This is a genomic window from Neoroseomonas marina (assembly GCF_012927745.1).
Classification (GTDB): domain Bacteria; phylum Pseudomonadota; class Alphaproteobacteria; order Acetobacterales; family Acetobacteraceae; genus Neoroseomonas; species Neoroseomonas marina.
Map to the genome: position 1 here is coordinate 836674 of NZ_JABBKX010000001.1, position 17022 is coordinate 853695.

Below are 17022 nucleotides of genomic sequence, written 5' to 3' on the forward strand. Positions count from 1 at the left end.
TCGGCCGGGCCTCCCTCCTGGCCGATGGCGGCACGACCGGCGCGCGCGCCGCGGTCGCGCCTGTGCCCCGCGGCCCGGCCTACAGCAGCAACGCCCCGACGATCGCCCCGCCCGCCAGGATCCACAGCGGCGAGTAGTCCGTGCGCCACACGAACAGCGTCGAGCCCGCGGTGACCGCCACCGGAATCCAGCCGCTGGCGGCGCCCCGCGCCAGAATCAGGCCGGAGGCCGCGATCAGGCCGACCGCGATCGGCACCAGGCCCCGCTCGGCGATCCGCAGCCAGGTCTTGCCCGCCAGCCGGGCCCGGAGCCGGGAAAAGCCGAAGGCCATCAGCGAGGTCGGCAGGGTCATCGCCAGCACCGCGGTCAGCATCCCGGCGATGCCGCCCACATGCCAGCCGAACAGGCCGACCACGAGCACGTTCGGCCCCGGCGCCGCCTGCGCCAGCGCGAAGCGGCGTGCGAAATCGGCGTCGGTCATCCAGCCATGCACCTCGACCACGAGGCGGTGCATCTCCGGCAGCACGGCGATGCCGCCGCCGACCGAGACCAGGGAGATCGCCCCGAAGCCGAGGACGAGCTGCCAGAAGACCGTCGCCGTCATTTCGCGCGCATCACGTGACGGGCCGCGAGGATGCCGAAGGGCGCCAGCCCCAGGACCACCCAGGGCAGCGGCACCCGGAACACCCCGGCGGCGACCAGCGCGATCAGTCCGACCGCCAGCAGCGCCGGCGGGGGCTTCAGCTTCTGGGTCATCTTGGCAGCGGTGCCGATGACCATGCCCGCCGCGGCGGCCGCGAGGCCGGCGAGGATCGCCTTGACGATCGGCACCTCCCCGTAGGCGTCGTAGAAGGTCGCAAGGCCGGCCAGCAGCACCAGGGGACCGCCGAACATCGCCCCGGGGGCCGCGATTGCCCCGGCCGTGCCATGGAAGCGGTCCCCCACCATGATCGCCGCATTGAGCGCGTTGGGCCCGGGCAGGACCTGCCCCAGGCCCAGCGTCTCGGCGTATTCCTGGTCGGTAAGCCAGCGCTTCTCCTCGACCAGGACGCGGCGGGCCCAGGCGTTGATGCCGCCGAAGCCGATCAGTCCGATCTTCCCGTAGGTCAGGAAGAGGTCGAGCAGCGTCGGGACGGGGCGGGGCGTATCCGTTTCGCTCATGCCCCCACAGGGGACCGCGCGGCGCGGGCCGGATCAATCCCCCCGCGGAGTCGGGGCAGCGCTGCGTGACGCGGCCGTTCCCTCCGGCCGGCCGGTGGTCTAGACGGGCCTTTCGAACCCTATCGCCGGGCGAACCTGGCGCAGAGGAAGGCCAGCACACCATGACGACCCGCCGGACCCTGCTCGGCGCCCTCGGCGCCGCCCCCGCCCTGACGATCCTGCCGGCCGCCGCGCAGGACGCCACTTTCCCCAACCGCCCGATCCGCATCCTGCTGGCCTTCGCTCCCGGCGGCGGCACGGACCTGATCGCGCGCACCGTCGCCTCGGCGATGCAGGGCGTCCTGGGCCAGCCCGTGGTGGTCGAGAATCGCCCGGGGGCGGGCGGCAACATTGCGACCGAGGCGGCCGCGACGGCACGGCCTGACGGCTACACCATCCTGATGGGCAACCACGGCCCGATGAGCGTGAACGTCTCCCTGTTCCGCAACATGCGCATCGACCCCGAACGCGCGCTCGAGCCCATCGGCCTCGTCGCCGACGCGCCACTGGTGGTGGTGGTCGGGCCGAAGTCGCGGGCGCAGAACCTGCGCCAGCTGCTGGACGAGGTCCGCGCGGCCAACGGCCAGGCCACCTACGGCTCGGCCTCGAACGGTTCGGCAAGCCACCTGGCCGCCGCGCTGATGCTGCAGATGGCGGGGCTGCGCGCGGAGCACGTGCCGTTCCGCGGCGCGGGGCCCGCGCTGACCGACGTGGTCGCGGGGCATCTGGACTTCATGATCACCACCCTGCCCTCCGTGGTCGGGCTGATCCAGGGCGGCCAGGTCCGCCCGCTCGCCGTGACCGGCGAGGGTCGCATCGCGGTCCTGCCCGAGGTCCCGCCGGTGGCCGACACCGTCCCCGGCTACAAGGCGACCGCCTGGTACGGGCTGCTGGTGCCGCGCGGAACTCCGGCCGATGTGCAGGCGAAGCTCTATGGCGCGCTGCGGGAGGCACTGGCCAATCCCGAGGTCATTCGCCGCCTGCGGGACGAGGGTGCGGAACCCTCCTCGATGGACGGGAAGGCCTTCGCCGAGCTGATCCGCTGGGAACGCGAGCGCTGGGCGACCGTGATCCGCCAGGCCAACATCACCGTCGACTGACCCCGGATCGGCGGCGGTGTTGCTTGCCGGCCACGCCGTGCCGGCGCTACAGCGCGGCGAGCGCCGCCCGAAGCATCCCGCCGGCCTGCCCCTTGACCGGGACCGGCGGGACCGCCTAGGCCCCGCTGCACTTCCATGATAAGCGCCGGGTTCCGCGAGGGCCCGGGGCACGAGTCCGGCCGGCGCCGGGCGGAACAGACACAGCAAGGCACGGGCGCCCGCCCGGCAGAACGGAGAGAGTCACCGCGATGAGCGACACCGCCGAGAAGGTGAAGAAGATCGTCGTCGAGCACCTCGGCGTCGAAGAGGCGAAGGTCACCCCCGAAGCCTCCTTCATCGATGACCTGGGCGCCGACAGCCTCGATACGGTCGAGCTGGTCATGGCCTTCGAGGAGGCCTTCGGCGTCGAGATCCCCGACGACGCCGCCGAGAAGATCACGACCGTCAAGGACGCGATCGAATACATCGAGAAGCAGAAGGGCGAGTAAGGCCCAAGGCCGGGGTTAGGGGGAAGCGCGCGTGTTCCAGAACGGTTTTTCGCCGCGACGTGTCGTCGTGACCGGCATGGGCATCGCGTGCCCGCTCGGCCTCGGTGTCGAGCATGTTTGGAAGCGGATGCTGGCCGGCGAATCCGGCATCGGCGCCATCCAGTCCTTCGACACCTCGACCCTGCCGGCCAAGATCGCCGGCCAGGTGCCCGCGGGCACCAGGGCGGACGGCGCGCTCGACATCTCCGAATGGATCCCGGTCAAGGACCAGAAGAAGATGGACCGCTTCATCCAGCTCGCGCTCGTCGCGGCTGAGGAAGCGGTCGCCGACTCCGGCTGGGCGCCGCAGGACGAGGAAGGCCGCTGCCGCACCGGCGTGATGATCGGCTCGGGCATCGGCGGGCTCGAGACGATCGACGAAGCGTCGCGCCTCGCGGTCCAGGGCAAGACGAAGCGCATCTCGCCCTTCTTCATCCCCTCCGCGCTGATCAACCTCGCCTCCGGGCAGGTGTCGATCAAGTACGGCTTCAAGGGCCCGAACCATTCGGTCGTCACGGCCTGCGCGACGGGCGTGCATGCGCTCGGCGACGCGGCCCGCCTCATCGCGCTCGGCGATGCGGATGTGATGGTGGCCGGCGGCGCCGAAGCCGCGGTCTGCGAACTGGGCGTCGCGGGCTTCTGCGCCGCGCGCGCCCTGTCCACGGGTTTCAACGACACGCCGCAGCAGGCCTCCCGCCCCTGGGACGAGGGCCGCGACGGCTTCGTGATGGGCGAAGGCGCCGGCGTCGTGGTGCTCGAGGAATACGAGCAGGCGAAGCGGCGCGGCGCCAAGATCTACGCCGAGGTCATCGGCTACGGCATGTCGGGCGACGCCTATCACATCACCGCACCGGCCGAGGGCCACGAAGGCGCCTTCCGCGCCATGACCGCGGCGCTGCGCAGCGCCGGCGTGACGCCGGAGCAGGTGCAGTACGTGAACGCGCACGGCACCTCGACGCCGCTCGGCGACGACCTCGAGCTCGAGGCGGTCGAGCGCCTGTGGGGCGAAGCGGGCAAGGGGCTCGCGATGTCCTCCACCAAGTCCGCGATCGGGCATCTGCTCGGCGCCGCGGGCGCGGTGGAAGGGATCTTCTCGGTCCTCGCCATCCGCGACAAGGTCGCGCCGCCGACCCTGAACCTCGAGAAGCCGTCGCGCGAGAGCATCATCGATCGCGTCGCGCTGCAGGCGCAGCCGCGCAAGATCGACGTCGCGCTGTCCAACTCCTTCGGCTTCGGCGGCACGAACGCCAGCATCGTGTTCCGCGCCGCGCCCTGAGGCGCGGCCCGGCATGTTCGACGCGCCGTCGTCGCCACCGCCCCCGCCGGTTCGCCGGCGGCTGCGATGGCGATTCGTCGCGCTCGCCCTCCTCCTGGTCCTGCTTGCCGGCGGATCGGCCGGCGCGCTGATCGCCTGGCGCGCCTGGACGTCGCCGGGGCCGCTCGCCGAACCCGCTCAGATCGTCGTGCCGCGCGGCGGCATGGAACGCATCGCCGCGACGCTCGCCGAGCGCGGCGTGATCCGCGATGCGCGCGCCTTCGCCGCGGCCGCCTGGCTGACACGCGGCGACGGCCCCCTGCGCGCGGCCGAATTCATCTTCCCCGCCGCCGCGCCGCTGCGCGAGGTGCTGCGGATCCTGCGGCAGGAACGCCCGGTCCAGCGTCGCTTCACCATTCCCGAAGGGCTGACGGCGCATCAGATCCGGGCGCTGCTGGAACGCACCGAGAGCCTCACCGGCGACATCCCCGACTTCAACGAAGGCGAGTTGCTGCCGGAAACCTACGCCTATGAATGGGGCGAGACGCGGGGCGCGATCGTCCGCCGCGCCGACACCGCGATGGAACGGGCCCTCGCGGAGGCCTGGGCCGGCCGCGCCCCGGACCTGCCCCTGGCCAATGCACGGGAAGCGCTGGTGCTCGCCTCGATCGTCGAGCGCGAGACCGGCAAGCCCGAGGAACGCGCCCGCGTCGCCGGCGTCTTCATCAACCGGCTGCGCCGCGGCATGCCGCTGCAATCCGACCCGACCGTCGCCTATGCCGCGACGGGCGGGGCGCCCATGGACCGGCCGATCAGCCGTGCCGACCTCGATCGCGACAACCCCTTCAACACCTATCGCAACCGGGGCCTGCCGCCGGCGCCGATCGCCAGTCCGGGGCGCGCCTCCATCGCCGCGGTGGTGCGTCCGGAGGCGACGGAATTCCTCTACTTCGTGGCCGACGGGACCGGCGGCCACGCCTTCGCCCGCACGCTCGAGGAGCACAACCGCAACGTCGCCCGCTGGCGGGAGATCGAGCGCGGCGGTTCGGGCGGCGCTAGCGCGCCGGCGCCGCCTCCCGCGCCGGCAGCACGCTCTCCGTCCGGCCCATCAAACGGTAGGCGATAAGCCCGAGCCATTCGCGGAAGGCCCATTCGAACTGGCCGAGCCGCTCGGGGAAGGGCGCATCGTACCAGACCTGCCAGGAATGCCCGGTCCGGTAGTTCACCGGCCAGGGCACGATGTCCTTCCATCCCGCCTGGCGGAACACGCCCATCGAGCGCGGCATGTGCGAGGCCGATGTGACGAGCAGCCAGGTCTCGCCAGGCCGGGGCTGCACGAGGCGGAAGGTGTTCACCGCGTTCTCGTGCGTGTTGCGGGCCGCGTCCTCGTAGATGACGCGGGAGGCCGGGATGCCCATGGCGGTCCAGAGCTGGCGCGCGACATCGGCCTCGGTCACCTGGCCATGCACGAAGGACCCCTGCCCGCCGGTGAAGACGATGCGCGCATTGGGATAGCGGTTGGCGAGGATCACGCCCTCGGTCATGCGCTCCGCCGCGCCGTTCAGCGAGGGAATGCCGCGGTCCTGGGTGATGTTCTGCTCGACCGCGCCACCGAGGACGATGATGCCGTCGACATGCGCCGGTGCGACGGCGGGGCGCGGGAAGCGGTCCTCGAGCGGCAGCAGCATCCACTGGTTCACCGGTGTGACGACCAGCATCAGGAAGAAGCCGAGCGAGGCGAGCACCAGCCAGCGCCCCGAGCGCCGCCCACGCCAGAGCATGAACAGCCCGACGAATCCGACGATCAGCGCGAAATGCCCCGGCCGCGCGGGGAACCAGAGGATCTTGGACAGGGCGAAGAGAATGTCGGTCATGTCGGTGCGGTCGCCTGCGCAAAGGCTGGCGCCACCCTGCCGGGCGAATCAGGCGGCACCGAGGCGCGGCCCCGCGGCGTGCTGCGCGTTCCAGCGCGCCACCGCGTCGCGATACAGCGCCACGTCGCGCGCATAGCGCCGCCCGACCAGTTGCCGGGCGCGATCCGTGACCTCGACCGGGATGGCGATGGACGCATTGGCCCGCGGCAATTCCCCCGCCGCGACGCCGAGCCGCGTGCAGACCACGCGCCACGACGCAGCGATATCGGTGTAGGGCGCGAGCACGGTGACCATCGGCCGGCCCGTGTCCGGATCGCAGACCAGATCGGCCTGGAGGGCGAAATGCTCGGACGCCGGTTCGACGAAATCCTCGAAGCTGCGATGCGAGCGCAGCCAGCGCTCGAGGTTGCCCGGATGCTCGAAGCTCTGGATCCACTTGTAGTAGGAGACCAAGCGTTCGAGCGGGTCGCGCAGGATCGCGTAGGAGAAGACCTGGCGGAAGCGCTCCTTGCCCACCTGCTCCGCGATGTGCGCGGCGGAGGAGTGCTTCCCGATCGACAGCACGTCGTCGTACCAGTTGTCGAGGCTGCGCCGCCACGCCGCCAGTACCACGTCGCCGAAGCGCAGATGCGGCTTGTAGGCCTGCTCCACCGCCGTACCGCCGGTCTTGGGCACATGGACGAAGCAGAAGTTGCGGGACGGGGACCAGATCATCAGGCGGCCTGCTGCCCGCCGGCGGTCAGCGGCGCGAAGACGTTCTCCGCATGGGCGACCAGGGCGACGTCGCGGGCGTAGACCTCCCGCAGCATGGCGCGCGCGGCCTCCGGCACCTCGACGGCGATCTTGGGCGAGGAGGCGTTCACATGCGGCAGCGGCGCCTCGATGCCGAGCCGCGTAGCGACGCCGGCCCAGCCTTCGGAGAGGCGGCGGAAGGGGATGAGGTGCTTCACGATCACGTCGTTGGTCTTCGGGTCCGTCACCATGTCGACCTGGTGCAGGAGGAAGCGACACACCTTTTCGGCAAAAGCACTGAAATCCTTCACCTCGCCGAGCTCGCGCTCGCGTTGCCCCGCATGGGGCGTGGAATGGATCCAGCGATAGTAGGAGACGATGCGCTCGACCGGGTCCCGCACCACGGCGATGGACAGCATCCGTTCCCAGGCCATCCGCCCCGCCAGCAGCCGGATGCGCCGCGCCGGCGTGTGCTTGCCGACCGACAGGTGCCGCCCGTACCAGGTGTCCATGCCTTCCGGCAGCGCGGCGAGGATCACGTCCCCGAAACGGATATGCGGGATGTAGGCGGCCTCGATCGACGTCCCGCCGGTCTTGGAGACGTGGACGAAGCAGAAGCCCCGGCTGGGCGAGAAGATCATCGCGGCATGGTCCCGTTTCCCGTCCCGCCATGCCGGGAGGGCGGGGAGGTGTCACCGATACCGCAGGGCCCGGCGCCCCGGCAACTTGCGCGCGCCGCCCGTCAGGCCGGGTCGAGGCGGGAGAGGTAGAGCAGCGTGTCCTCGGCCCGGCCGAGGACCTCCTCGGCCGTCACCGGGTGGGCCTGGGCGTCGAAGCCGACCTCGCGCAGGGCGAAGCGGGCGGCGATGGCGGCGAGCGTCTCGGCCGGCGTGCGGCAGCGCCCCGGGTTGAACTCCATGACGATGCGGATGTCCGGGCTGCGGTCGATCAGCCGCTGCATCCCCCGCCAGGCGAGTTCCTCCGCCCCCTCCACGTCGATCTTCACGAAGCCGACCGGGCCTTCGATGGCCTCGTCCAGCGCGACGACCGGGACGGGGGTCAGCACCGCCTCGGGCTCGGCCTCCTCCCCGGGCATCAGCAGCCGGCCGTTCTTCGGCTCCCGCTCGGTCGCGGCGAAGGTCATGGGCGGGCCGGAGGCCTCGGCCACCGCGACGCCGTGGCGGCGCACCGTGTGCCAGAAGCCGTTCAGCGCGAAGGTGCGCTCCATCAGGTCCAGCAGCCGCGGATTGGGCTCGAAGGCATGGACGCCGCCCTCGGGCCCGACCAGGTCGGCCATCAGCACGCTGTAGTAGCCATGGTTCGCGCCGACATCGAGCGCGACCTCGCCCGGCTTCACGTTCCGCCAGATGAACTCGGTCAGCCAGTATTCCCAGAAGCCCTCGAACATCAGGTGCGGCGCGAAGCCGATGTCGCGGCGGTCCACATACATCTTGTAGCGGCCGAGGATGCGGCAGAGCGCCGTCGTCTCATCGACGGGCACGACCATGCAGCGCGCGCGCATCGCCGCCTCGGCCTCGACGCGCCCAAGCGCGCGCAGGTCGGCGGTGGTGACATAGGGCATGCGGTCATGGGCGCCGGCGGGCGCCGGCCCGCGGGCGGCGATCGCGGCCTCGATCCGGTCGAGCCGTTCGGCCAGCCCGCCGAGCGCCGCGAGGCGTTCCTCCGCCGCGTTCAGCCGTTCCTCGACCTGCCCGATGCGGCCGCCGAACTTCGCGAGCCTGTCCTCGAACACCGGCACGGGATCCTCCCGCGCCTCGAGCGCCACCAGCGACCCGGCGATGCCGTCCAGCCTTTCGTAGAGCGCGCCAAGGTCCCGCCCGACCAGCTCGATCCGCCCCAGGATCGCCCGCCGCGCGGTGATCCGGTCGATCAGCGACCCCGCTTCGTCCTGCATGCCACCGCACCCCGTCCCCGGCCGATGCGGCACTTTCTGCCGGGTGGTGTTGCGGGAGGGTTAACCCCGGCCGGGGCTTAGTCCCGCTCGCCCTCGGCGTAGGGGTTCTTCGTGCCGCGCAGCTGCAGCCGGACCGGCACGCCGGGCATGCCGAAGGCCTCGCGGAAGGCGTTGACCAGGTAGCGGCGGTAATCCTCGGGCAGTTCCTCGGCGCGGGTGCCGAAGACCGCGATGGTCGGCGGCCGCGCCTTGGGCATGGTCGCGTAGCGCAGCTTCACGCGCCGCCCGTCCACCGCCGGCGGCGGATGCCGCGTCAGCGCGGATTCGAACCAGCGGTTCAGCTCGCCGGTCCCGATGCGCCGGTTCCACAACGCATAGGCGGCGCGCACGGCCGGCATCAGCTTGTCCACGCCACGGCCGGTCTTGGCCGAGAGCGGCACCACCGAGATCCCCTTCAGCTGCGCGAGCGAGGCGGTGAGCACGTCGTCCAGCCGATTGCGCGTCGCCGCGCGGTCCTCGACCGCATCCCACTTGTTGAAGGCGATGACGACGCCGCGGCCCTCGCGCTCGGCGAGGCGCGCGATGCGCAGGTCCTGCTCGTCCATGCCGAGCAGCGCGTCGACCACGAGGATGACGACCTCGGCTTCCTTCAGCGCGCCGAGAGTCGCGGCGACCGACATCTGTTCCAGCCGCTCGGCGATGCGGGCCTTCTTGCGCATGCCGGCGGTGTCCACCAGGCGCACGCGCCCGCCGGTCGCGTCCCGCCACTGCACCGCGACGGCATCGCGCGTCAGGCCCGGCTCGGGGCCGGTGATCATCCGCTCCTCGCCGATCAGGGCGTTGAGCAGGGTCGACTTGCCGGCATTGGGGCGGCCGACGATGGCCAGGCGCAGCGGGCGCTCGGGGTCGTCGACGGCGAGGTCCTCGTCCTCCTCCTCCGGCGGTTCGCCCAGCGCCTCGGACACCGCCTCGTGCAGCGCGCCGACGCCTTCGTTGTGCTCGGCGCTGACGGCGATCGGGTCGCCCAGGCCGAGCTCATAGGCCTCCATCGCCGCGACCGCGCCGCCGCGGCCCTCGGCCTTGTTGGAAACCAGCAGCACCGGCAGGGAGGACCGCCGCAGCCAGGCGGCGAAGGCGCGGTCGGACGGGGTCAGCCCGGCCCGCGCATCGACCACGAACAGCACCAGGTCGGCGGCACGCAGCGCCATCTCGGAACTCTGCCGCATGCGGCCGGCGACGGTGTCCGGCGGCGCTTCCTCGAGCCCGGCGGTGTCGACCAGCGTGACGTCATGCCCGCCGATCCGCGCTTCCGCTTCCTTGCGGTCGCGCGTCACGCCGGGGGTGTCGTCCACGATGGCGATCTTCCGCTGCGCCAGGCGGTTGAACAGCGTGGATTTCCCGACGTTCGGCCGGCCGAGGATGACGACGGTGGGGCGCATGGCGGGCTCCGGCGGTCAGCCGCCGGAGAAGGCGACGAGATCCGCGGCGTCGGTCGCCACGATCAGTGTGTTGCCGACGACGATCGGCTGCAGCGTCACCCCGCCGGACAGGGAAGTGCGGCCCTGGACGGTGCCGGTCGCGGGGTCGATGGACACGATCTCCTCCCGGCCCGTGCCGACCAGCAGGCGTCCGCCGGCCAGGACGGGCGAGGACAGCTGGATGCGGTCCGGCCGCCGGTTGCCGCGCGGCTCGGGCCGCAGGGAGGTCACCCAGCGCACCTGGCCGCTGTCCCGCCCGATCGCCGCGACCTGACCGACATCGTTGGTGAGGAAGACCCACTCCCCGGCGATCCAGGGCGATTCCGTGCCGCCCGATTCCTGCTCCCACAGGCGGCGGCCCGACCGCAGGTCGACGCAGACGGTCAGCCCGCCGACGCCGACGGCGATCACCCGCCCGCCGCTGATCACGGGGGAGGCACGCACGCCCGCGATATCGGACAGCGCCCCGGTCCCGGCGGCCGCGAGGCTCTCGGTCCACAGCACGCGCCCGTCCGTCACGCGCATCGCAAACAGCTCGCCCGAGGGGAAGCCCGCCACCACCGTCTCGCCCTCGATCGCTGGCGTGCCGAGGCCGAGGGGAATGGTCGTCGTGGCCGACGCCCGGTGCGACCAGATCCGCTTGCCGTCATCGGCCGCGAGGCAGACGAGTTGGCTGGCCACGGTCGGCACATAGACGCGGCCGTCAGCGATGGACGGCGCGCCGCGCGCCGGTGCCGGCAGGTCGACCCGCCAGCGCACCGCCCCGTCCGCGATATTGAGCGCGATGAGTTCCGCGAGGCCGGTGGCGACGTAGAGCGTCTCCCCCGCCGCCGCCGCGCCGGCGCCGAGCGGCGGGCTGCTCTCGTTCTCCCGGCCGATGTCGCGGCGCCAGCGGCGACCGCCGTTCGTCGCGTCGATCGCCGTCATGTCGCCCGACGCATCGGCGGCGAACACCATGCCCCCGCTCGCGACAGGGCCCGTGACGATCCGCCGGCGATAGGCCGATCCGGTGCCGAAGCTGCTTCGCCACGCCTGGGACAGGGAGGGGCCGAAGGCCGGATGCCCCCCGGAATGCGCGGCGTCGCCGCCGATCTGGGGCCAGTCGGCCCGCGGGGCCGAGGGGGGCAGCGTGACCGCCGTGCCTTGCGCCGCGTCGTCGGCCGAAAGCCGGCGCTCGGGCACGTCGACGACCGAGCGGCGCTCGCCGTCGAAGCGCTGGCGCTTTTCGCCGAGGATGTCGTCGATCGTCTCGCAGCCCGCGAGGAGCGCGGCGCCGCCGAGCAGCGCGCCGCGGCGCGTCAGGACCCGCCGCATCAGCCCGCGATCCCCGAAGCGATCCGCCCCGCACGGTCGCGGATGCTGCGTGGCGCGGTGACGTCGGCGGCCAGGGCCTCGAGCGCGCGGCGCGCCTCGTCCCGCTGGCCGGACTTCAGCGCAACCAAGGCCGAGAGTTCGCGCGCGGAGGCGCTCCAGGGCTGGCCCGGGCGCGTCAGCGGCGCGATGCGGGCGGCGAGCACCGACGGCTCGGCAGTGTCCATCGACCGCAGAACCCACATCAGCGTCGCGTACTCCCGGTAGATCGGATCGGCCTCGCCGTCATTGGCAACCCGATCATAGAGCGTGAGGGCGGCCGGCATGTCGCCGGTCTCGGCCTTCAGCGCGGCAGCGCGCAGCAGCGCGATGGTGCGGTAGCCGGCGGGACTGTTCGCGGCCAGGCTCTCGAAGCGGCCGGCGATCGCGGCCAGGTCCGCGCCCTCGGCCTCGGCCGCGCGGTGGTCGGCCATGAAGGCGACCGAGGCCGTGGCCCGTTCCCGGTTCTGGTACCATTGCCAGCCCTGCCAGCCGCCCACGCCGGCCACGACCAGCACGAGCAGGCCGGCGATCGGCGTACCGAAGCGCTGCCACATCTGCTTGGCGCGTTCGGCGCGGAGATCCTCCTCCACCTCGTCGAAGATGTCGGGCAAGTGCATCATCCCTGGCTGCGGTCGGGCGGCGCTGCCACCCGAAAGGGGGCGGACCATACAGGCCCGTTGGCGGTGCGTTAAGCCCGATGGGGTTTTCCTGACGCCATGCGGCGCCTGCCCCCTCTGTTCGCCACGGTCCTGCTGGGCGGCTGCCAGGCCATCGGCGCGCCTGGGGCGCCCCTTCTGGCCATTCCAGCCGCCGTCGAGGGCCTTTCCCTGCGGGCCTTCGGCCGCACCACGGGGGATTCGATCGTTTCGCTGGTGACCGGCGAGGATTGTTCCATCGCGCGGATCGGGCGGGGGGAAGCCTATTGCGGGCGGGACGACGCGCCTGCCCCGCCGCCCATGTGCACCCGGAGCCTCGGCGCGGTCGATTGCTGGACCATTCCGCCCGCGGCCTGGCCGGCCTATCGCGGGGTTGCCGACGGCCCGGCGACGCTGAACCCGGCGCAGGAGAACAACCGCATCGGCTGGATCGGCCGCATCGCCCGCGCCCTGCCCTCCCCGGGACCGCCCGAACCCGCCACCCCGCCGACACCGGCCGCCGCTCCGCCACCCGTCATCCAACCCGGTTCAGGCGTGCCGGAACCGGTCACCGGGGGCATCGCCGCCGGCGCGGCCGCGCAGATGCTGCAGCCTCCGACCTCACCCTAGGCGGATCGTCTCCCCGTGGCGGGTCTCGGTCTCGGCGCAGAGATCGGCGATCGCCGGGGCGACCTCGGACGGGCTGCGCGACGTGCCGGGCATCTCGCCGGGGAAGGCATTGGCCCGGAGCTGCGTCGCCACGGGACCGGGATCGGCGAGGTTCACCCGCAGCGGCGTGGTCGCCACCTCCGCCGCCCAGCAGCGGACCAGATGGTCCATTCCCGCCTTCGCCGCGCCGTACAGCCCCCAATAGGCGGCCGGTGCGGAGGCGACCGCATCGGTCAGCACCACCGCCCGTCCCGCCGGCGCCGCGCGCAGCGGCGGGTCGCAGGTGCGGATCAGCCGCCAGGCGGCCGAGAGGTTCACCGCGAGGGATTCCTCCATGTCGCGCGGCTGGATGTGCGCGACCGGCGTCAGCTTCGACAGCACGCCCGCGGCGTGGACCAGGATGTCGAGCCGGCCGAAGCGCGCGACGATCGACGGGCCGAGCATGTCCACGTCCTGCGCCCGCTTCTGCAGGTCGAGCGGCAGCAGCGTCGCGGGCAGGCCGCCCGCCGCGCGGATCGCATCGTCGATCTCCTCGAGGCCGCCCTGGGTCCGTGCGACGAGGATGCACTGCGCCCCGCGGCGGCCGAGTTCCACGGCCACCGCCGCGCCGATGCCGCGCGAGGCGCCGGTGATGAGGGCCACGCGGCCAGTCAGGTCGGTCATGAAGGATCTCTCGGTGACGTCCGGGGAGGGTGTCGCCCTCCCGCCGCAGGCCGGACGGCCCGCGGGAACTGGGGACCTGGGCCTAGGCGCCGGCCGGCTGCAGCAGCGACAGCTGGCGGTCGCTGTTGTCCTGCCAGTCGGTCAACGGGATGGCATATTCGCCGGTGAAGCAGGCGTCGCAGAACTCGGGCTTCAGAGGGTCGCGGCCCTTGCGGCCGAGCGCGCGATAGAGGCCGTCGAGGGAGATGAAGGCGAGGCTGTCGGCGCCGATGATGCGCGCCATCTCCTCCACGTCGTGCTTCGCGGCCATCAGCTGCGCGCGCTCCGGCGTGTCGATGCCGTAGTAGCAGGAGTGGGTCGTGGGCGGGGAGGAGATGCGCATGTGCACCTCCTTGGCACCGGCGGCGCGGACCATCTCCACGATCTTGCGGCTGGTGGTGCCGCGCACGATCGAGTCATCGACCAGGATGACGCGCTTGCCCTCGAGCATCGGGCGGTTCGCGCTGTGCTTCAGCTTCACGCCGAGATTGCGGATCTGGTCCGTCGGCTCGATGAAGGTGCGCCCGACATAGTGGTTGCGGATGATGCCGAGCTCGAAGGGAATGCCCGCCTCCGCCGCGTAGCCCATGGCCGAGGGCACGCCGGAATCGGGCACCGGCACGACGACATCCGCCGAGACGCCGGATTCGCGGGCGAGTTCCGCACCGATGCGCTTGCGCGTCTCGTAGACCGGCGTGCCTTCCATCACCGAGTCCGGGCGCGCGAAGTAGATGTATTCGAAGATGCAGAAGCGGCCCTCGTTGCGCCCGAAGGGCTTCACGCTGCGCACGCCCTCGTCGTTGATGACGACGATCTCGCCGGCCTCGATGTCGCGCACGAATTCGGCGCTGACGATGTCGAGCGCGCAGGTCTCCGACGCCAGCACATGGCCGCCATTCGCAAGGCGGCCGAGCACCAGCGGCCGCACGCCGAGCGGATCCCGCGCCCCGATCAGCGCGCCGTTATGCAGCGCGACCAGGCTGTAGGCGCCCTGCACCTGCTTCAGCGCGTCGATCAGCCGGTCCAGCACGGTGGAATAGAGGCTGATAGCGATGAGGTGGATGAAGACTTCCGAATCCGTCGTGGACTGGAACAGGCAGCCGCGCCGCACCAGCGCGCGCTTCAGCACCTGGGCGTTGGTGAGGTTGCCATTGTGGCCGACCGCGAAGCCGCCGAACTCGAAATCGGCATAGAGCGGCTGGACGTTGCGCAGCGCCGTTTCGCCGGTCGTCGCATAGCGGTTGTGGCCCACCGCCGCGCCGCCGCGCAGCGAGGCGATGACCTTCGCCTCGCCGAAATTGTCCCCCACCAGGCCGAGGCCCTTGTGCGCGTGGAACAGGCCCTTCTCGTCGAGGGTGACGATGCCGGCCGCTTCCTGCCCGCGGTGCTGCAGGGCGTGCAGGCCGAGCGCGGTGAGCGCCGCGGCGTCGCCGCCGTTCCAAACGCCGAAGACGCCGCATTCCTCATGCGGCTTGTCGTCGTCCCAGGGCAGGGCGTCCATGGCAGTCCTCAATTCGTGCGCGCCGGCGGGCGCAACAGGTCGTCGACGGTCGGGCCTGGCGGCACCGGCGGGGGGACGAGGCGGGGCCGGTAGTGTTCCGGCACCTTCTCGACGGCGATGCGCGCGCCTTCCGCGATGAAGGGCAGGCTCCGGGCCTGCTTCACGGGCTCGGGCCAGGCCGCGGTCTCGGGGGCGAACATCCCGGCGAGGATATAGGCAACCACCAGCAGCACCGCACCCCGTGCGGCGCCGAAAAGCAGCCCCAGCACGCGGTCCACGCCGCCGATGGCGGAGTCCTGCACCCGGTCCGCGATCATGTTGGTCAGGACCTTGAGGATGATGATCGCGACGATGAAGACGCCGCCGGCGCCGACGGCGTCAGCGGCCCAGGGCGGATCGATGAACTGCGTCGTGTGCGGCAGCAGGTAGGGCCTGGCGAAGAAGGCCGCGGCCGCCGCGCCCACCCAGGCGCCGAGGCTCAGGACCTCCCGCACCAGGCCGCGGAAGAAGGCGACGAGGGCCGAGACCAGCACCACCGCCGCGAAAACACCGTCCACCCAGGTCATCGCGCCCCCTATAGCCGCCGGGCTGCACCGCGTCACGGCCCGGCACGACGGGGCTTCACCGACTTTTCCGCAAACACCGCCACCAAGTCCGCGAGGTGCCCGGTCTCGCTGAGCGACATCCCCGGCGGCGGGGCGGCCGGGCGGGCGCCGCGGGCGATCCGTCGGGGCAGGGTCGCGGCGGTGAAGCCGAGCTTCGCCGCCTCCCGCAGGCGGGATTCGAACTGGGCGACCTGGCGGACCTCCCCGGACAGACCGACCTCCCCGAAATAGACCGCCTCGGCATCGGTCGGGCGGTCCGTCGCGGCCGAGACCAGGGCGGCGGCGACCGCGAGGTCCGCGGCCGGTTCGGCGATCCGCAGCCCGCCCGCGATGTTCAGGTAGACGTCATTCTGGCCGAGCGACATGCCGCAGCGCGCCTCGAGCACCGCGAGCAGCATCGACAGCCGCCCGGAATCCCAGCCCACCACCTGCCGCCGCGGCGTGCCGCCGGAAGACGGGGACAGCAGGGCCTGGACCTCGACCAGCACCGGCCGCGTGCCCTCGATGCCCGCGAAGACCGCGCTGCCCGAGACGTTGCCGCGCCGTTCCGCGAGGAAGAGCGCGGAGGGGTTGGCGACCTCGACCAGGCCGGTGCCGGTCATCTCGAAGACGCCGATCTCGTCCGTCGCGCCGAAGCGGTTCTTCACCGCGCGCAGGATGCGGAACTGGTGGCCCCGGTCGCCTTCGAAATACAGCGTCGCGTCGACCATGTGCTCGAGCACGCGCGGTCCCGCCAGCGTGCCTTCCTTGGTGACATGCCCCACCAGCACGATGGCGAAGCCCCGCGCCTTGGCCAGCCGGATCAGCTCCGCCGCGCAGGCCCGCACCTGCGCGACCGTGCCGGGCGCGGAATCGAGGGCGTCGAGCCAGACGGTCTGGATGGAATCGATCACCACCAGCGCGGCGTCGGTCTCCTGCTCAAGGCTCGCGACGATGTCGCGCAGCGCGGTCGCGGCCGCGAGCGCCATCGGGCTCTCGGTCAGGCCGAGCCGGGCGGCGCGCAGGCGGACCTGCTCCACTGCCTCCTCCCCGCTCACGTACAGCACGCGCCGGCCCGCCGAGGCCACGCGGGCGGCCGCCTGCAGCAGGATGGTGGACTTGCCGATGCCCGGATCGCCGCCGACCAGCACGGCCGAGGCCGCGACCAGCCCGCCGCCGAGCACCCGGTCCAGTTCCGCGATGCCGGTCGGGATGCGCGGCGGGGGCGCGCTTTCGCCCTTCAGCCCGACGAATTCGACACGCCGCCCGCCGCCCGCCTTGGCCGCCGGGCCGGGACCGCGCGGCGCGGGGGCTTCCTCGGCGAGCGTGTTCCATTCGCCGCAGCCCTCGCAGCGGCCCTGCCATTTGGGGTGGACCGTGCCGCAGGCCTGGCAGACGAAGCGGGTCTTATCGCGCGCCATGGCGACTCGGTCTTCTCCAGCGATCGGGGCGAAAGGGGTGTGCGCCGTTTCGCGCCGCGCGGGAAGCGGTCGGGCG

Annotated in this window: 18 protein-coding genes; 5 read left to right on the forward strand and 13 right to left on the reverse strand. The window is 72.3% G+C overall.

The window, feature by feature from the left end:
- Positions 1–79 precede the first annotated feature (79 nt).
- Together GWK16_RS04085 and GWK16_RS04090 are read right to left on the reverse strand one after the other, a co-directional pair.
- Positions 80–604, reverse strand: a complete 525-nt coding sequence (locus GWK16_RS04085) for a chromate transporter (RefSeq protein WP_170052651.1) — start codon at positions 602–604, stop codon at positions 80–82.
- Positions 601–1161 carry a chromate transporter gene (locus GWK16_RS04090; protein WP_170052652.1) on the reverse strand — a complete coding sequence of 187 codons (561 nt, stop codon included), beginning with the start codon at positions 1159–1161 and terminating at the stop codon, positions 601–603. Before GWK16_RS04090 ends, GWK16_RS04085 begins: the two co-directional genes overlap by 4 nt.
- Before the next feature lie 161 nt (positions 1162–1322).
- Here GWK16_RS04090 and GWK16_RS04095 point away from each other — a divergent pair, with 161 nt between their 5' ends.
- The 4 genes from GWK16_RS04095 to mltG all read left to right on the forward strand — a co-directional run bounded on the left by GWK16_RS04095 (position 1323) and on the right by mltG (position 5208).
- Positions 1323–2300: a Bug family tripartite tricarboxylate transporter substrate binding protein gene (locus GWK16_RS04095; protein WP_170052653.1), complete on the forward strand. Its 978-nt coding sequence runs from the start codon at positions 1323–1325 to the stop codon at positions 2298–2300.
- Positions 2301–2548: 248 nt separating this feature from the next.
- Positions 2549–2788: an acyl carrier protein gene (locus GWK16_RS04100; protein ID WP_170052654.1), complete on the forward strand. Its 240-nt coding sequence runs from the start codon at positions 2549–2551 to the stop codon at positions 2786–2788.
- Between the two features lie 31 nt (positions 2789–2819).
- On the forward strand, positions 2820–4103 hold the full coding sequence (gene fabF / locus GWK16_RS04105) for a beta-ketoacyl-ACP synthase II (protein WP_170052655.1): 1284 nt from the start codon (positions 2820–2822) through the stop codon (positions 4101–4103).
- Positions 4104–4116: 13 nt separating this feature from the next.
- Complete coding sequence (gene mltG, locus GWK16_RS04110) at positions 4117–5208, forward strand: endolytic transglycosylase MltG (RefSeq protein ID WP_170052656.1); 1092 nt, start codon at positions 4117–4119, stop codon at positions 5206–5208.
- Here the strand turns inward: mltG and GWK16_RS04115 are convergent.
- The 7 genes from GWK16_RS04115 to GWK16_RS04145 form a co-directional block, all read right to left on the reverse strand.
- Entirely contained in the window at positions 5138–5956 is an 819-nt protein-coding gene (locus GWK16_RS04115; protein WP_170052657.1) for a YdcF family protein, read from the reverse strand. The two genes, mltG and GWK16_RS04115, sit on opposite strands and share 71 nt — an antisense overlap.
- Positions 5957–6004: 48 nt before the next feature.
- Positions 6005–6670, reverse strand: coding sequence for a sulfotransferase family 2 domain-containing protein (locus GWK16_RS04120; RefSeq protein WP_170052658.1), 666 nt, complete (start codon positions 6668–6670; stop codon positions 6005–6007).
- On the reverse strand, positions 6670–7329 hold the full coding sequence (locus GWK16_RS04125) for a sulfotransferase family 2 domain-containing protein (protein WP_170052659.1): 660 nt from the start codon (positions 7327–7329) through the stop codon (positions 6670–6672). Before GWK16_RS04125 ends, GWK16_RS04120 begins: the two co-directional genes overlap by 1 nt.
- Positions 7330–7430: 101 nt before the next feature.
- Entirely contained in the window at positions 7431–8603 is a 1173-nt protein-coding gene (locus GWK16_RS04130) for an FkbM family methyltransferase (protein ID WP_170052660.1), read from the reverse strand.
- Positions 8604–8680: 77 nt separating this feature from the next.
- Positions 8681–10042 (reverse strand): ribosome biogenesis GTPase Der, encoded by a 1362-nt coding sequence (gene der, locus GWK16_RS04135; RefSeq protein ID WP_170052661.1) that lies wholly within the window; start codon positions 10040–10042, stop codon positions 8681–8683.
- Between the two features lie 15 nt (positions 10043–10057).
- Entirely contained in the window at positions 10058–11395 is a 1338-nt protein-coding gene (locus GWK16_RS04140; protein ID WP_170052662.1) for an outer membrane protein assembly factor BamB family protein, read from the reverse strand.
- Positions 11395–12045 carry a tetratricopeptide repeat protein gene (locus GWK16_RS04145; RefSeq protein WP_170052663.1) on the reverse strand — a complete coding sequence of 217 codons (651 nt, stop codon included), beginning with the start codon at positions 12043–12045 and terminating at the stop codon, positions 11395–11397. The genes GWK16_RS04140 and GWK16_RS04145 overlap by 1 nt, the downstream gene beginning before the upstream one ends.
- A gap of 105 nt (positions 12046–12150) precedes the next feature.
- On the opposite strand from GWK16_RS04145, the gene GWK16_RS04150 reads away from it, so the two are divergent.
- Positions 12151–12699, forward strand: coding sequence for a hypothetical protein (locus GWK16_RS04150; RefSeq protein ID WP_170052664.1), 549 nt, complete (start codon positions 12151–12153; stop codon positions 12697–12699).
- Here the strand turns inward: GWK16_RS04150 and GWK16_RS04155 are convergent.
- From GWK16_RS04155 to radA, 4 genes are all read right to left on the reverse strand, one after another.
- Positions 12691–13401, reverse strand: a complete 711-nt coding sequence (locus GWK16_RS04155; RefSeq protein WP_170052665.1) for an SDR family NAD(P)-dependent oxidoreductase — start codon at positions 13399–13401, stop codon at positions 12691–12693. The two genes, GWK16_RS04150 and GWK16_RS04155, sit on opposite strands and share 9 nt — an antisense overlap.
- Positions 13402–13483: 82 nt before the next feature.
- The gene (gene purF / locus GWK16_RS04160) at positions 13484–14941 is read right to left on the reverse strand and encodes an amidophosphoribosyltransferase (protein ID WP_170052666.1); all 1458 of its coding nucleotides are present in this window, start codon (positions 14939–14941) and stop codon (positions 13484–13486) included.
- A gap of 8 nt (positions 14942–14949) precedes the next feature.
- The gene (locus GWK16_RS04165) at positions 14950–15507 is read right to left on the reverse strand and encodes a CvpA family protein (RefSeq protein ID WP_170052667.1); all 558 of its coding nucleotides are present in this window, start codon (positions 15505–15507) and stop codon (positions 14950–14952) included.
- Between the two features lie 32 nt (positions 15508–15539).
- Positions 15540–16946: a DNA repair protein RadA gene (radA, locus tag GWK16_RS04170; RefSeq protein ID WP_170052668.1), complete on the reverse strand. Its 1407-nt coding sequence runs from the start codon at positions 16944–16946 to the stop codon at positions 15540–15542.
- Positions 16947–17022: the final 76 nt, after the last annotated feature.

Coding starts and splice junctions, on each gene's coding strand:
- GWK16_RS04090 (WP_170052652.1), bottom strand. CDS start 1,161: ATGAGCGAAACGGATACGCCCCGCCCCGTCCCGACGCTGCTCGACCTC.
- mltG (WP_170052656.1), top strand. CDS start 4,117: ATGTTCGACGCGCCGTCGTCGCCACCGCCCCCGCCGGTTCGCCGGCGG.
- GWK16_RS04115 (WP_170052657.1), bottom strand. CDS start 5,956: ATGACCGACATTCTCTTCGCCCTGTCCAAGATCCTCTGGTTCCCCGCG.
- GWK16_RS04100 (WP_170052654.1), top strand. CDS start 2,549: ATGAGCGACACCGCCGAGAAGGTGAAGAAGATCGTCGTCGAGCACCTC.
- GWK16_RS04120 (WP_170052658.1), bottom strand. CDS start 6,670: ATGATCTGGTCCCCGTCCCGCAACTTCTGCTTCGTCCATGTGCCCAAG.
- GWK16_RS04155 (WP_170052665.1), bottom strand. CDS start 13,401: ATGACCGACCTGACTGGCCGCGTGGCCCTCATCACCGGCGCCTCGCGC.
- GWK16_RS04130 (WP_170052660.1), bottom strand. CDS start 8,603: ATGCAGGACGAAGCGGGGTCGCTGATCGACCGGATCACCGCGCGGCGG.
- der (WP_170052661.1), bottom strand. CDS start 10,042: ATGCGCCCCACCGTCGTCATCCTCGGCCGGCCGAACGTCGGGAAATCC.
- GWK16_RS04165 (WP_170052667.1), bottom strand. CDS start 15,507: ATGACCTGGGTGGACGGTGTTTTCGCGGCGGTGGTGCTGGTCTCGGCC.
- GWK16_RS04095 (WP_170052653.1), top strand. CDS start 1,323: ATGACGACCCGCCGGACCCTGCTCGGCGCCCTCGGCGCCGCCCCCGCC.
- GWK16_RS04140 (WP_170052662.1), bottom strand. CDS start 11,395: ATGCGGCGGGTCCTGACGCGCCGCGGCGCGCTGCTCGGCGGCGCCGCG.
- GWK16_RS04085 (WP_170052651.1), bottom strand. CDS start 604: ATGACGGCGACGGTCTTCTGGCAGCTCGTCCTCGGCTTCGGGGCGATC.
- GWK16_RS04125 (WP_170052659.1), bottom strand. CDS start 7,329: ATGATCTTCTCGCCCAGCCGGGGCTTCTGCTTCGTCCACGTCTCCAAG.
- GWK16_RS04150 (WP_170052664.1), top strand. CDS start 12,151: ATGCGGCGCCTGCCCCCTCTGTTCGCCACGGTCCTGCTGGGCGGCTGC.
- radA (WP_170052668.1), bottom strand. CDS start 16,946: ATGGCGCGCGATAAGACCCGCTTCGTCTGCCAGGCCTGCGGCACGGTC.
- purF (WP_170052666.1), bottom strand. CDS start 14,941: ATGGACGCCCTGCCCTGGGACGACGACAAGCCGCATGAGGAATGCGGC.